11 protein-coding genes are annotated in these 14,397 nt (G+C 61.9%); 9 read left to right on the top strand and 2 right to left on the bottom strand.

Annotation, left to right across the window (positions count from 1 at the left end):
- Window positions 1–157 precede the first annotated feature (157 nt).
- From AB4O22_RS23315 to accC, 5 genes are all read left to right on the top strand, one after another.
- Entirely contained in the window at window positions 158–1,828 is a 1,671-nt protein-coding gene (locus tag AB4O22_RS23315) for a GGDEF domain-containing response regulator (protein WP_223470795.1), read from the top strand.
- A gap of 955 nt (window positions 1,829–2,783) precedes the next feature.
- Complete coding sequence (locus AB4O22_RS23320; protein WP_460158257.1) at window positions 2,784–3,827, top strand: methyl-accepting chemotaxis protein; 1,044 nt, start codon at window positions 2,784–2,786, stop codon at window positions 3,825–3,827.
- Between the two features lie 267 nt (window positions 3,828–4,094).
- On the top strand, window positions 4,095–4,547 hold the full coding sequence (gene aroQ / locus AB4O22_RS23325; protein WP_003197425.1) for a type II 3-dehydroquinate dehydratase: 453 nt from the start codon (window positions 4,095–4,097) through the stop codon (window positions 4,545–4,547).
- Between the two features lie 48 nt (window positions 4,548–4,595).
- Complete coding sequence (accB, locus tag AB4O22_RS23330) at window positions 4,596–5,060, top strand: acetyl-CoA carboxylase biotin carboxyl carrier protein (RefSeq protein ID WP_003197423.1); 465 nt, start codon at window positions 4,596–4,598, stop codon at window positions 5,058–5,060.
- Window positions 5,061–5,077: 17 nt separating this feature from the next.
- Window positions 5,078–6,433: an acetyl-CoA carboxylase biotin carboxylase subunit gene (gene accC, locus AB4O22_RS23335; RefSeq protein WP_003197421.1), complete on the top strand. Its 1,356-nt coding sequence runs from the start codon at window positions 5,078–5,080 to the stop codon at window positions 6,431–6,433.
- A gap of 60 nt (window positions 6,434–6,493) precedes the next feature.
- On the opposite strand, the gene AB4O22_RS23340 is transcribed toward accC, so the two are convergent.
- Complete coding sequence (locus AB4O22_RS23340; protein ID WP_460097267.1) at window positions 6,494–7,336, bottom strand: hypothetical protein; 843 nt, start codon at window positions 7,334–7,336, stop codon at window positions 6,494–6,496.
- On the bottom strand, window positions 7,336–10,482 hold the full coding sequence (locus tag AB4O22_RS23345) for a type III effector 1 (RefSeq protein ID WP_460097268.1): 3,147 nt from the start codon (window positions 10,480–10,482) through the stop codon (window positions 7,336–7,338). The genes AB4O22_RS23340 and AB4O22_RS23345 overlap by 1 nt, the downstream gene beginning before the upstream one ends.
- A 194-nt stretch (window positions 10,483–10,676) precedes the next feature.
- Here AB4O22_RS23345 and prmA point away from each other — a divergent pair, with 194 nt between their 5' ends.
- The 4 genes from prmA to fis all read left to right on the top strand — a co-directional run bounded on the left by prmA (window position 10,677) and on the right by fis (window position 14,322).
- Complete coding sequence (gene prmA / locus AB4O22_RS23350) at window positions 10,677–11,555, top strand: 50S ribosomal protein L11 methyltransferase (RefSeq protein ID WP_223470798.1); 879 nt, start codon at window positions 10,677–10,679, stop codon at window positions 11,553–11,555.
- Window positions 11,556–11,585: 30 nt separating this feature from the next.
- On the top strand, window positions 11,586–12,812 hold the full coding sequence (locus AB4O22_RS23355) for a DUF3426 domain-containing protein (RefSeq protein WP_223470799.1): 1,227 nt from the start codon (window positions 11,586–11,588) through the stop codon (window positions 12,810–12,812).
- Window positions 12,813–12,997: 185 nt separating this feature from the next.
- Window positions 12,998–14,005 carry a tRNA dihydrouridine synthase DusB gene (gene dusB / locus AB4O22_RS23360; protein WP_057448329.1) on the top strand — a complete coding sequence of 336 codons (1,008 nt, stop codon included), beginning with the start codon at window positions 12,998–13,000 and terminating at the stop codon, window positions 14,003–14,005.
- A complete protein-coding gene (fis, locus tag AB4O22_RS23365; protein ID WP_003186237.1) occupies window positions 14,002–14,322 on the top strand; it encodes a DNA-binding transcriptional regulator Fis in 321 nt (106 codons plus the stop codon). The genes dusB and fis overlap by 4 nt, the downstream gene beginning before the upstream one ends.
- The last annotated feature ends 75 nt before the right edge of the window (window positions 14,323–14,397 follow it).

The following is a 14,397-nucleotide window of genomic DNA, read 5'->3' on the forward strand; positions in this document are numbered from 1 at the left end:
AAGGAAGCGTTGCCATCGGCCTACGAGACCGGTCAGTCACAAACTGAATTTCGCGACTGGACAGAATATTGACGTATGACACTCATGCGAAGGAAAAGAGGTGCTAGCATAGAGCCACCAGTCGATCTCAGCATGCACCCTAACTAGTAGTCAGGATATGACCGAGCCAGAAGACCCCAGCCGTGAGCGCCTCAAGCACCACTTTGCCCAGCGGGTAATTCATCAGGCTCGTCAGATCCTGGAGATTTGGCAGCGCCTGCAACGCAGTGAGTGGTCAAGCACCGACCTGTCGGAGCTCAGCGAAGCCAACCTGCGCCTGCTGCGCTTTGCCGAGCGCTTCGAACAGCCCGAACACTCCCAACTGGCCCAAGGCATCAGCCAGTCGCTGCAAGCGGTGGACGCCAATCGCGGGCGCCTGAGCAGCCACCTGATCACCGAAATCAACCGCCTGATGCAGCGCTTGTCTCGTACTGGCCTGCGCCATGGCGACCAGCTCGAACAAACCTTCCTGCCGCCGCTGCGCAAACCCATCTACGTGTTGCTGCAGGACCATGACCGCGCCGAGCGCCTGGCCAAGCAGTTGGAGTTCTTCGGCCTCAGCGCCCAGGCGCTGAACAGTGTCGTGGCGTTCCGCGCCTCGATGGTCGAGCGCCTGCCGGCGGCGATCGTCATGGATGTGGATTTCAGCGGCCCCGGCGCCGGCCTGAAACTGGCCGCCGAAGCCCAGGAAGGCCTGGAGCAACCGCTGCCACTGTTGTTCTTCAGTTTGATGGAAACCGACACGCCGACACGCCTGGCCGCGGTGCGCGCCGGTGGGCAGGAATTTCTCACCGGCACCCTCGAAGCCTCGAGCCTGCTGGAAAAGATCGAAGTGCTGACCTGCGTTGCCCAGTACGATCCGTACAAAGTGCTGATCATCGACGACTCCCGTGCCCAGGCCATGCACACCGAACGCCTGCTCAACAGCGCCGGCATCATCACCCGCACGCTGATCGAGCCGATCCAGGCCATGGCCGAACTGGCGGACTTCCAGCCCGACCTGATCATCCTCGACATGTATATGCCCGCCTGCACCGGCACGGAACTGGCCAAGGTGATACGCCACAACGACCGCTACGTCAGCGTGCCGATCATCTACCTGTCCGCCGAAGACGACCTGGACAAGCAACTCGACGCCATGAGCGAAGGTGGCGACGACTTCCTGACCAAACCGATCAAGCCCCGGCACCTGATCACCACGGTGCGCAACCGTGCCGCCCGGGCGCGCAACCTCAAGGCGCGGATGGTGCGCGACAGCCTCACCGGGCTCTACAACCACACCCATATCCTGCAACTGCTCGAGGACTGCAGCTTCCGCGCCCGCCGCGAAGGCAAGCCCCTGAGCTTCGCCATGCTCGACATCGACCATTTCAAACGGGTCAATGACAGCCACGGCCACCCCATGGGGGACCGGGTGATCAAGAGCCTGGCGCTGTTTCTCAAGCAGCGCCTGCGCAAGACCGACTTCATCGGCCGTTACGGCGGCGAAGAGTTCGCCATCGTCATGCCCGACACCGACATCGACGCCGCCTGCAAAGTGCTGGATGAAATTCGCCAGCGCTTTGCCGAAATCCACTACCCGGCCCAGCCCCATGACTTGTGGTGTACCTTCAGCGCCGGTGTAGTGGAGATGAGCGATGACTTCGACAGCCTGATGATGGCCAGCCAGGCGGACGAAGCGCTGTACCGCGCCAAGCACGCCGGGCGCAACCGGGTGCAGAGCGCCCGCCAATCAAAGCAAAGTGCCACCTTTTCATCGGAATCGACCGATTCGGTCATAAACCTGTAACGCAAACGCAATAACTTCAGGCACTTACGATTCTGCCCCTGGTAGACCTTTAATGCGCCTGAAGTTGCTGACCAATCTCAACACCCTTCTTTTAGTTGCCGTGTGCCTGGGCCTTGGGGTCACGCTGTGGTGGTCGCAGATTGCCCTGGAGCGCCCCTATCTGCTGATGGAGCGCTACCTGGGATTGTCGCGGCAGTTCCAGAGCGAAGTGGCGCGCAATATCGAGGACTACCTGGCCAGCGGCGACGCCTTGCGCCTGAGTGCTGCCACCCAGGCCCTGGAGACCCTGCAAAAAGACCTCGATCAATTTCCCCCGGCACTGGCCAAGCCCCTGCGCCCGAGCCTGTCGAACCTCGATAGCTTCAGCAAGACCGATCTGCTGGCCGCCGGCAAACTGGCCGGCGATCCGCAGGCCTTGCTGCTGCAGGCCGAGCGTGAACTGAGTGCCAGCCTCGACCAACTGGCCCAATACGCCAATGGCGCCCCGGCCTACTTGCCCGCGCTGTTTGCCGCGTCACAGCACCTGGGCCGCCTATCCCTCGCCCGGGACAAACTGGTCAGCAGTGGCCGTAGCGAATTGGCCGCCGACGTCGAGCGGGAACTGGCGAGCATCCGTGTGGAGGCCGAACACCTCGACAGCCTGCCCCTGCTGGGCGTCACCGCCAGCAGCGAATCGGGCAGCGATGATTTCGCCGCGCTGATGGGTTTGGAAACCCAGGAAAAAACCGCCGCCGAAGATGCCGGCATCGCCCTCAAGCGCGAACTCAACAGCCTGCTCGGCCGCTACCCGGCAGAATTGGCCCGCACCCGTGAACTGATCCAGAAACGCACTGAACTGAGCAGCGCCACGCACCTGAAAATCGCCGACGTGCAACAGGCGATCGATGCCATGGAGCCGGCGGTACGTGCCCAGCATGGGCAGATCCAGGGAGAGGTTCGCTTGATCCAGGGGGTGATGATTGGCTTGATCCTGCTGATTGCGCTGCTCATCGACACCTTGCAGCGGCGCCTGGCCCGCACCTTGACGCACCTGGCTCCAGCCCTGTCGACCTGGGCCGAGGGCGACTTCAGCCGTGATATCCACGTGGGCGCCAGCAACCGCGAATTGCAAGATATCGAGGCTTCGCTCAATCGCCTGCGCGCTTACCTGGTGGACCTGGTGGGCACCATTCGAGTAAACGCCGAACAGGTCGCGGGTAGCAGCCGAACCCTGGCCGAACTGAGCGGCGAGCTGCACAGTGGCGCCGAGCATCAGGCTGGCGACACGGCGCTGATCCGCGATTCCCTCAGCGAACTGGAAGCGACGATCCAGCAAGTGGCCGGTGATGCCAGCCAGGCCGCAGACGCCAGCCGCAGCGCCGGGCAGGCGGTGGAGCAAGGACAGAAAGTCATCGGCCTGAGCCTTACAGGCTTGCATGCGTTAGTGGGAGAAGTACAAGGCAACGCGCAGATGATCGAACAACTGGCCGAGGAGTCCGCCACCATCGGCGGCGTGTTGACGGTGATTCGCTCGATTGCCGACCAGACCAACCTGCTGGCCCTCAACGCTGCCATCGAAGCCGCCCGCGCCGGGGAAATGGGCCGGGGCTTCGCGGTGGTGGCCGAGGAAGTCCGCTCCCTGGCCCAACGCACGGCCGGCGCCACCGCCGAAATCCAGACGCTGATCGCCGGCTTGCAACAGGCCGCGCGCCAATCGGTGGACGGCATGCGCGCCCAGGTCGAACACGCCGAAGCCACCGCCAACCAGGCGCAAGCGGCTGATGGCGCGCTGGATGAGATCGTCGGTGCCATCCAGACCATCTCCGATACGGCGGTACGCATCGCCGACGTCACCGCCCAACAAAGCGGCGCCGTCAGCGAAATCCGCGATCACAGCGAGCGGATTCACCAACTGGGCGGAGACAACCTGCTGCGCATCGGCCAGGGGCGCGAACAAGGCGACAACCTGTTGGTACTGGGCGGGCGGTTGCATACGGCAGTACAGGCGTTTCGGGTTTAGACCTCAGATCCAGTGTGGGAGCGAGCCTGCTCGCGATAGTGCTGGGTCAGCTTGCATTGATGTTGAATGGGCCGCCGTCATCGCGAGCAGGCTCGCTCCCACAGGGGCTCGGCTCCAACCGTATGACCGGATCAGGGACCTGGGTCACAAATTTCGCGCAAACATCGGTCATCGTGCTGGCTATTGCAGAGAACTGGACAGTCACAAAGGCTTTGCGGCATAGTCGCCAGGTTCTGATACCTGCTCACAGATAACAAGGAACAGCAGATGGCGACCCTATTGGTCCTGCACGGACCCAACCTGAACCTGCTGGGCACCCGCGAGCCGGGCGTCTACGGCGCCGTGACACTGGCGCAGATCAACCAGGACCTGGAGCAGCGGGCCCGCACCGCCGGCCATCATTTGCTCTATCTGCAAAGCAATGCCGAATATGAATTGATCGACCGTATCCATGCCGCACGTGGCGAAGGCGTGGATTTCATTTTGATCAATCCAGCAGCTTTTACACACACAAGCGTCGCATTACGTGACGCGCTGCTGGCGGTGAGCATCCCATTCATCGAAGTGCATTTGTCCAACGTGCACAAACGCGAACCTTTCCGCCATCACTCCTACTTCTCGGATGTAGCGGTGGGAGTGATCTGCGGCCTTGGCGCCAGCGGTTACCGGCTGGCCCTGGAGGCCGCCCTAGAGCAGCTTGAAAAACAGGCAACAGCTTGAACAACAAGCGTTAAACGCCCCTGACCGACCCTTGGGAGTTGATGATTCATGGATATCCGTAAAGTTAAGAAATTGATCGAATTGCTGGAAGAGTCCGGCATCGACGAGCTTGAGATCAAGGAAGGCGAAGAGTCCGTACGCATCAGCCGCCACAGCAAGACCCCGGCTCAGCAGTTCTATGCACCGGCACCGATGCATGCTCCAGCCGCCGCGCCTGCTCCAGCAGCAGCCCCGGTTGCAGCAGCAGCGCCAGCCGCACCGGCTGCGCCAGCGCTCAACGGCACTGTCGCCCGTTCGCCAATGGTGGGCACGTTCTATCGCAAGTCTTCGCCATCCTCGCCGTCCTTCGTTGAAGTCGGCCAGACCGTGAAGAAAGGCGACACCCTGTGCATCGTCGAAGCCATGAAGATGATGAACCACATCGAAGCTGAAACCAGCGGTGTGATCGAGTCCATCCTCGTCGAAGACGGCCAGCCGGTTGAGTACGACCAACCGCTGTTCACCATCGTTTGAACCGCGGAGAGCCTTTGATGACTGCGAAGTTGGAAAAAGTTCTGATCGCTAACCGCGGTGAGATCGCCCTGCGGATTCTGCGTGCCTGCAAAGAGATGGGCATCAAGACCGTCGCCGTTTACTCCAAGGCCGACAAAGAACTGATGCACCTGGGCCTGGCGGACGAATCCGTCTGCATCGGTCCGGCGTCGGCTGCGCACTCCTACCTGCACATCCCGGCGATCATCGCCGCTGCCGAAGTGACCGGCGCTACCGCCATTCACCCTGGCTACGGCTTCCTGGCGGAAAACGCCGACTTCGCCGAACAGGTCGAAAATTCCGGTTTTGCCTTCATTGGCCCGAAAGCCGACACCATCCGCCTGATGGGCGACAAGGTCTCGGCCAAGCACGCCATGATCGCGGCGGGTGTGCCGACCGTTCCGGGTTCCGACGGCCCACTGCCTGAAGACGAAGAAACCGCTTTGCGCATCGGTCGCGAAGTCGGTTATCCGGTGATCATCAAGGCCGCTGGCGGCGGCGGTGGTCGCGGCATGCGCGTGGTACACAAGGAAGAAGACCTGATCTCCTCGGCGAAACTGACCCGCTCCGAAGCTGGCGCGGCGTTCGGCAACCCGATGGTCTACCTGGAAAAATTCCTGACCAACCCACGTCACGTCGAAGTCCAGGTACTGTCCGACGGCCAGGGCCACGCAATCCATCTGGGCGACCGCGATTGCTCGCTGCAACGTCGTCACCAGAAGGTCCTCGAAGAAGCGCCGGCACCGGGCATCGACGAGCAGGCTCGCGAGGAAGTCCTGGCGCGTTGCGTCAAGGCCTGCATCGACATCGGCTATCGCGGCGCCGGTACCTTCGAGTTCCTGTACGAGAACGGTCGTTTCTACTTCATCGAAATGAACACCCGTGTTCAGGTGGAGCACCCGGTTTCGGAAATGGTCACCGGTATCGACATCGTCAAGGAGATGCTCAGCATCGCCGCCGGCAACAAGCTGTCGTTCACCCAGGATGACGTGGTCATCCGCGGTCACGCGCTGGAATGCCGGATCAACGCCGAAGACCCGAAAACCTTCATGCCAAGCCCAGGCACGGTCAAGCATTTCCATGCCCCGGGCGGCAATGGCGTTCGCGTCGATTCGCACCTGTACAGCGGTTATGCCGTTCCACCGAACTACGATTCGTTGATCGGCAAGCTGATCACCTACGGGGCGACCCGTGACGAAGCCATGGCGCGCATGCGCAATGCGCTGGACGAAATCGTGGTCGACGGGATCAAGACCAACATCCCGCTGCACCGCGACCTCGTACGTGACGAAGGCTTCTGCAAAGGTGGCGTCAACATCCATTACCTGGAACACAAGCTGGGCAACCAGCACTGATGCTTCAAGTGATGTAAAAAGACCCCGGTCCATTGGCCGGGGTCTTTTTTTGCCTGTCGCTCACGATGCGGGCAACGGCATCAGCCCAGCATCACCGTAGAGAATTCCTGCAAGGCAAGTTGCGCCGCAGTCGCCGACCGGCCCTGATGGGTGCGAACGGCGCCGTTGGCATTGGCCACCAAAGGTTCGCTGCGCAAGCGCGTCATGAACCCGCGCACGTACCGATACCGGATCAGAACCCCGCTTCGCCCTCGCCAGCACGGGTACGTAGTAGCGTTCGACCTGACTCTGCGAGGTCTTGAACACAGAGGTGATACCACTGCGCAGATCCAGCGCAACACCATAGTTATTCCCGAAGCAGGAAGAATACGACCAGTGATCCCAGGTGGGTTGCAGACCCTGGCGCCTCATCACCAACCGGACCGGCTCGCCAATGTCAGCCCCCGTCAGCCAATCCCCACCCACCAGCGTGGCACGAATATCCTTGGGCGATCCCCCCAGGCGCCGCGTCACATCCCGGACGCTGCGCTCGATCAGCGCACGGATATTGTGATCGAAATGAATGACCGCCCCGATCCTGGTGGCAGGGTTGTACAACGAAGCGATCACGCACGTTTGCGCATTCAGCGAGAACAGATAGTTGTCCGCCGCCTCGCTGAACCTTGCCACCACAGCCTCGCCCTGCAACGCGCCCCTCGTCGCGTCCGGGAGGACATGCCCGGGAAACGCTTCCCGCAACTCCCCTACTCGCCCAAGGTTGCGCACATGGTCATTGCCGCCTCTCAAGCCGACCTTGTTATGGGTCCATTTGCCATTCGCCAGCCTGCGGATGGGCAGCTTGTACAACGCGCCGGGACGCCTGGCATCCACCAGGCACAACCCGCCGAAGTAGGGATCCTCCATCACCTGGTAGTACCGCCCCCTGCTCCGTATGTAGTGGGCGCTTCGCGGTTGCGTTGCGCTGGGTGGGTTGCGATAGGTGCCAAAAAAATCCCCTCTTCGGTCACCGGCTGCAAGTGCTCCGGTACTCTGCTGACCGCCTGCTGCGGCTTCAGGCGTATGGGTGGGATCACCGGCCCGGCTTCTTTGACGATGCCCGATGTCGCGCGCCTCAAGCGTTGAGCGGACAATGACAGAGGTTTCACCGCGAGCTTCAGGTTCCTGGCCGCACGTCCTAGCAGCCTGGCCATGCTTGTGGCACCGAGCGTGGCGAACAGCGTCCCCCAGGTCGCGACCAGCCAGTGGCCAAGCGCGCCTTCCGTGTCGCCCTGCCCATGCGCCTCGACTGCCTGCCCGGCGCTGACAGCCACCAAGCCAATGTCCAGCAACAAGGCAAACGGGGGGTAGACCATGCACACAGGAGCCGCCGCGAAGATCAACCCTTTGAACACCTGATCCCTGATCATTTCGGCACGGCTTGTGGTGATGTCCTCCACATCGGTGACAGCGCGCTCGATGCAGGCATCGAATTCAGCGCTGATGTCCATGACCCGATTGAATTCGCGCACTGTATCGACCCGCGCGCTCCCGCTCGCCAAAGCCACCAGCGAACGTCCTGCAGAGGCTCGCGCGCTCAGTGCGATCCGCTCCAGTACGTAATGATGCAGTTGCGCCGCGATGCTCCCGGAGAAGTCCAGGTACTTGCGAAACAGGATCCCGTCCGGAGCGTCGGGTGTATACAACCAGTAAAAAACCTTAGGGTCGAAGTAGGTGAAAACGTAGACCCCTTGCACGACATGACCGCCGACGGTCAACTTGATCACGCCTTCGCGCGTCACGGCGGCGCTGGGGTGCGTGGCGCTGCTCACCGGCCTCCCATCGCTTAGCAGCGTGACTTGCCGGGTGAGCCACTGGAATTCGTCGGTGTTCAACATCGACTTGCCATGGGCCACACGCAGGTCGCGATCCATCCGGGCCAACAGCATGTAGCGGCATGCCTCGCGGCGTTTCAGATACTCAGGGTCCTTGGCATCGAGAAAGGTGGCGCGGATGTGCTTGGCATATCGTTCCCCCAGGTAAGCCACGCGAATGTACGACGCCAATTCGGCGCTGCGAACCTGCTTCAAGTCCTGCCCGACAGAAGAACGCACGCCTTTTGCGGGGTCGTCGATATCCGAGCTGTGCTCGTATCCAAAAATGGCCAGGTCCAACAGGCTGGCGGTTTTTTTCTCGGTTGCCAGCCCTGTGCTGTAGTCGATGAGCACGGTGGCTGGATCGACCGCTTCAAGCACCCCTTTGCTGCGCAGGTACGGCGCAATCAAATGGGCGAAGGTGCGCTTGGCGAAGTCGATGAAGACTTCATAGTCGACCATCTGCTCATCGAACACCTGCCGCTGAACCAGAAACTCCTGGTTCAAGCCGCTGATGTTGCGCCGAGACTCAAGCGGCAGCGCCGAGTACCAGCGAGGCGACTCGTTCAGCTCCACCTGCATCAGGTTATTGGCCAGGCCGGTCAAGACCGCGTTGCGAAGACCAGCCCTGAAATCGCTGACCGCTCCCCTGAGGTCTCTGCCCAGGTCCCACGAGGCAGGTTTCTGCGCCACGCCGGCAAAGTATTCCCGGGCCCGCCCTTGATCGATCACAGAGAGTTGCTGCAGCAGATACTCGCGACCAGCTTCATGTTGGGTCCAGGCACCGACCTCCCCGCTCAACGCCCGAAGCGAGGTCAATTCGACCCACTCATGGCCATCGGGTTTGCCCGGGGCATACAGCAGCAGACCGCTGACGTCGTCGCCCACATCTTCGCGGTAGAACAGAAGAAGATCGGCACACTTCAGGCCATTGGGAAGCACAAGGTCGGCGACACGCCACACGCTGGCGGTTGGCGTCGCAACGTCGCTCTCCCATAGGGCACTGAGCGAGTCATGACCGGTCGCCGACAACTGGCCCGCGCAACGCGCGATAAATGCACTGTGCTGCAGCCGCGCCAAAAACCAATCGAACATGGCCTCTTTAAGGTCCGCTCGTTCATATCGGTCGGCCAGTGCTTGCAGGTACCCGGCAGGCGCATCGACGTCTGCCAACAATCGACCGATGAAGGCTGGCGAAAGGGACTGGTTACGCAGCATGCCGCCATTTTCCACCAGGAACACCGACACCGCGTCCGGTCGTACCGGGCCTACCGCCACCAGCTCACTCAGGCTGTAGGTGTGCACCGGCTGGCCCATCACCGTTCGCCACTGTAACTGCACGCGAATGCTGTCAGGCTCGACCAGCATGTCCAATTCATCCCTGACATAGTCCCTGGCCAATTGCAGAGCGAAGGCCCGCAGCGAACCCAGGCCATCGACCAGTTCATCGACTTGTGCCTGCGCCAGCACGGTCTGGTTTTCAAAAGCCCGTAGCCGTTCACGATCTGGATTGCTCAACCCTCGCAGCCAATGCGGCAACTGCAATCGCGCGACCGCTCCAAGATCCCGCCGCTCACGGGTTGTTGCCAACGCCGTCAAGCGACTCGTCTGGCACCAGGCGTCCTGGAGTTCTTCGATCTGCTCTCGCAACTGATCGACGTCCATGCCGGCCAGACGGCCAGGCTGGAAAAGCCCGTCGACCGCGACCCGATGCTCGTCAAGCTTTTGCCTGACCAGTGCTTCGAGCGAGACATCCTGCGACACCATTCGCCAATGCCGCCGCAGATAATCCTTGTAGTGACTGACAAACCTCGACGCCGCGCTTTCCACCGCCTGGGCAACGCACTCCCGGCGCTCGGGAGCAAACCCCAGGTCTCCCCCTTCGGGCCAACGGTAGGGCAAGTCCTGCGCTTCGTCATAAACCACAGGCGCCTGGTCGATCATGCGCTGCAACACCGTGTCGAGCAGGGTGTCGATGAAGTGCGGATCGATGTTGCCTTGGTGATAGTGGGTGCGCAGCTCGACCAGCAGGTACTCTTCCAGCACCTCCAGCAAACTCATCTGGGTTTGCAGTCGCGCGTCGATAATCACCTGCCAACGCGTCAACTTCTCCAGGGTCATTTGTGCAGTCGCCGCCTGCGGGGAAGAGACCGGCCCCGTGCGCACCATGTTGCTTTGCCGTTCGGCAGTGATGTCCATTCACATTCCTCCCTGCTGTGTGGACCGGCACCTTATCCGCCCGGCGATACGCCCATGGCATACATATATATATCGAAACACCCACCCGGACGGCGCGAGACTCGCTTATCCACTTTGCCCGCGACCTGGCGTACACTGCGCGCCTTTGCAGCCCTGCGCTGCCCCCTGTAGATTTTTTTCCAAAGGTGCCCGCCATGCCTTGGCTGCAAGTACGTCTGGCCATCAGCCCGGAACAAGCCGAAACCTACGAAGACGCGTTTCTTGAAGTAGGCGCCGTATCGGTAACCTTCATGGACGCCGAAGACCAGCCGATCTTCGAGCCGGAGCTCAACACCACCCCGCTGTGGTCCCATACCCACCTGCTGGCCCTGTTCGAAGGCGGCACCGAGGCGGCCAGCGTACTGGCCCATCTCGAGCTGCTGACCGGCAGCCCGCTGCCCGAGCATCACAGCGAAGTGATCGAGGACCAGGACTGGGAACGCAGCTGGATGGACAATTTCCAGCCGATGCGTTTCGGCCAGCGCCTGTGGATTGTCCCGAGCTGGCACGCCGCGCCAGAGCCGGACGCGGTCAACCTGCTGCTGGACCCGGGCCTGGCGTTCGGCACCGGCACCCACCCGACCACCGCACTGTGCCTGGAATGGCTCGACGGCCAGGACCTGAAGGGCTACAACGTACTCGACTTCGGCTGCGGCTCGGGGATCCTGGCGATTGCCGCGCTCCTGCTGGGTGCCCGGGAAGCCGTCGGCACCGACATCGACGTCCAGGCCCTGGAAGCTTCCCGCGACAACGCCGGGCGCAACAACATTGCCGAAGCCCTGTTCCCACTGTACTTGCCGCAGGACTTGCCACAGGTCCAGGCCGACGTGCTGGTGGCCAACATCCTCGCCGGCCCGCTGGTGTCCCTGGCGCCGCAACTGTCGAGCCTGGTCAAGCCGGGCGGACGCCTGGCGCTGTCGGGCATCTTGGCTGAACAGGGTGAAGAAGTCGCCGCCGCTTATGCCGCAGACTTTGACCTGGACCCGATCGCCAATCGCGATGGCTGGGTGCGCATCACCGGACGTCGGCGCTAGAATGAGCGCCTGTATCCACCGGATTGCCGCATGACTGACAGCTTCGTCACCCAGTGCCCGCATTGCCATACCCGTTTTCGCGTCAGCCATGCTCAATTGAGCGTGGCACGCGGGGTGGTTCGTTGCGGCTCGTGCCTGCAAGTGTTCAATGCCGCACGACAGTTGCTGGAACAACGCACTGCCAAGCAACCGGCGCCTGCCGTCGCGCCGACTGCCAAACCTGCGGTCGAAGCCCCACCCCGGGCGATCAGCCAGAAACAATGGAGCGCCGCCGAGCTGGATCTGGATGACCTGGACAAGGAGCTGGCGCGCCTGGAGCGGCGCGACAATCGCGCGCCAGGCAATACCGGCCGGCGCCGGGAAGACAACCTCAGCGCGCAACGCGACTCGCTCTCCAGCGAACAGCAAGCCTGGCCCGACAGCCTGTACAGCGAATCTTCCAGCGAGCGCGCCGAAGCCGTCCTCCAGGACCCCATCGAACCGTTCGAACCCCATGAACCGGCCCGGCCACCGCGCACCGAGCCGTCCCTGTCCCTGGCCCTTGAACCACTGGAATCGGACGACGAACCGGTCGCACCGCTCCACCTGGCGCCGGACGACGAGCCCGACGAACACCTCGAGCGCCTGTCTGCCACCGACGACCACGACGACGAACCCGAGCAACTGGCGCCATTGCGCAAGTCACGGGAGCGCCAGGAGCCGGGGATACGCGCCGAAGCCCTCCACGACCTGGACGACGACCCGCTGCAACTGGACTGGCGCAAACGCCGCTCGCCCTGGGGCCGACGCTTGTTGTGGGGCCTGTTGATACTGCTCGCCAGCGCGGCCCTGGGCGGCCAGTACATCGCCTACCATTTCGAAGAACTGGCCCGCCAGGACCAGTACCGGCCGTGGTTCCTGCAAATCTGTCCGACCATCGGCTGCGAAGTACCGTCCAAGGTCGACATCGCCAAGATCAAGAGCAGCAACCTGGTGGTTCGCAGCCATCCGGAGTTCAGCGGAGCCCTGGTGGTGGACGCGATCATCTACAACCGTGCGCCCTTCTCCCAACCTTTTCCGTTGCTGGAGCTGCGTTTTGCCGACCTCAACGGACACCTGATCGCCAGCCGTCGCTTCAAGCCCGGCGAGTACCTGGGTGGCGACCTCGAGGACCGCGGCGAAATGCCGCCCCAGACGCCCATTCACATCGCGCTGGATATCCTGGACCCTGGCCCCAAAGCGGTGAACTACAGTCTGAGCTTCCATTCCCCTGAATGAAGCCGACCAGGGTCGGCCAATTGACGGCAGCTTTCTGACTGACCCCACCCAGACCAAACCGCTGGCGATAACAAAATAGCTGTTCAGATTTTATCCAATTCGATCTTTATCCAGTCATCGAGAGCGGGTATCATGCCAACCCTTTTTCGAAGTCTCATGATCCGGCCCCACTTCAGGGAAGTCCTATGTCGGCGGTACGCATCGGCCCATATACATTGCAGAACGGCCTGATTCTCGCCCCTATGGCGGGGGTCACCGACCAGCCCTTTCGTCAGCTGTGCAAACGACTGGGCGCTGGTCTGGTGGTTTCGGAAATGGTCACCAGCGACATGAGTTTGTGGAACACCCGCAAATCGCGTCTGCGCATGATCCACGAAGGTGATCCCGAGCCCCGCTCGGTACAGATCGCCGGTGGCGATGCACAGATGCTGGCGGAGGCGGCCCGGGCGAACGTCGAGCTGGGGGCGCAGATCATCGACATCAACATGGGCTGCCCGGCGAAGAAGGTCTGCAACAAGGCCGCAGGCTCGGCACTGTTGAAAGATGAAGCGCTGGTCACCGAGATCCTGCAGGCGGTCGTCGCCGCAGTGGATGTGCCGGTGACCCTGAAGATACGCACCGGCTGGGACCGGGAGAACAAGAATGGCCTGGTGGTGGCGAAGATCGCCGAACAGGCGGGCATCACGGCGCTGGCGGTCCATGGACGCACCCGTGCCGACCTGTACACCGGCGAAGCCGAGTACGACACCATCGCCGCGATCAAGCAGGCGGTGTCGATTCCGGTGTTTGCCAATGGCGACGTCGATTCGCCCGAGAAGGCCCGGTACGTGCTGGACGCGACCGGTGCCGATGGCCTGTTGATCGGCCGGGCCGCCCAGGGGCGGCCATGGATTTTTCGTGAGATCGAACACTTCCTGCGCACGGGCGAAAAGCTCGCGGCGCCGCAGTTGTCCGAGGTGGAACGTATTCTGCTAGAGCATCTGGCCGCGCTACATGCCTTCTACGGAGAAGTCATGGGTGTACGCATTGCTCGCAAGCATGTGGGCTGGTATCTCGCAACCCTGCCGGGCGCCAGGGAGTTTCGCGCCCGTTTCAATCGTTTGGATGGTACGCAAGCACAATGCGCCGACGTTCAGGCGTTCTTCGCTGAGCGTTACAAGAGCCTGACAGGGGACGAAGGGGTGGCCGCATGACGATGATGACCGAGACTTTAGTGAGTGGAACAACACCCGTGAGCGACAACGTGAATTTGAAACAGCACCTCAATACGCCCAGCGAAGAAGGCCAGACCCTTCGCGGGAGTGTCGAGAAGGCGCTGCACAATTATTTCGCCCACCTTGAGGGCGCTGCCGTCACGGATGTGTACAACCTGGTGCTTTCCGAAGTCGAGGCGCCTCTGCTCGAAAGCGTGATGAACTACGTCAAGGGCAACCAGACCAAAGCCAGTGAGCTGCTGGGCCTGAACCGCGGCACCCTGCGCAAGAAACTCAAGCAGTACGATCTGCTGTAAGCATTCAATCAAACCAGAAAGGCGCCCGCGTAAAAAACGGTCGCCTTTTTTGCTGACTTCCCTTGCTTTTGATGG

Source organism: Pseudomonas sp. S3_B11 (genome assembly GCF_054667715.1).

What these genes read in the sequence shown, in the direction of transcription:
- AB4O22_RS23315 (WP_223470795.1), top strand. Translation starts at nt 158, where the DNA reads ATGACCGAGCCAGAAGACCCCAGCCGTGAGCGCCTCAAGCACCACTTT.
- AB4O22_RS23320 (WP_460158257.1), top strand. Translation starts at nt 2,784, where the DNA reads ATGATTGGCTTGATCCTGCTGATTGCGCTGCTCATCGACACCTTGCAG.
- aroQ (WP_003197425.1), top strand. Translation starts at nt 4,095, where the DNA reads ATGGCGACCCTATTGGTCCTGCACGGACCCAACCTGAACCTGCTGGGC.
- accB (WP_003197423.1), top strand. Translation starts at nt 4,596, where the DNA reads ATGGATATCCGTAAAGTTAAGAAATTGATCGAATTGCTGGAAGAGTCC.
- accC (WP_003197421.1), top strand. Translation starts at nt 5,078, where the DNA reads ATGACTGCGAAGTTGGAAAAAGTTCTGATCGCTAACCGCGGTGAGATC.
- AB4O22_RS23340 (WP_460097267.1), bottom strand. Translation starts at nt 7,336, where the DNA reads ATGGAGGATCCCTACTTCGGCGGGTTGTGCCTGGTGGATGCCAGGCGT.
- AB4O22_RS23345 (WP_460097268.1), bottom strand. Translation starts at nt 10,482, where the DNA reads ATGGACATCACTGCCGAACGGCAAAGCAACATGGTGCGCACGGGGCCG.
- prmA (WP_223470798.1), top strand. Translation starts at nt 10,677, where the DNA reads ATGCCTTGGCTGCAAGTACGTCTGGCCATCAGCCCGGAACAAGCCGAA.
- AB4O22_RS23355 (WP_223470799.1), top strand. Translation starts at nt 11,586, where the DNA reads ATGACTGACAGCTTCGTCACCCAGTGCCCGCATTGCCATACCCGTTTT.
- dusB (WP_057448329.1), top strand. Translation starts at nt 12,998, where the DNA reads ATGTCGGCGGTACGCATCGGCCCATATACATTGCAGAACGGCCTGATT.
- fis (WP_003186237.1), top strand. Translation starts at nt 14,002, where the DNA reads ATGACGATGATGACCGAGACTTTAGTGAGTGGAACAACACCCGTGAGC.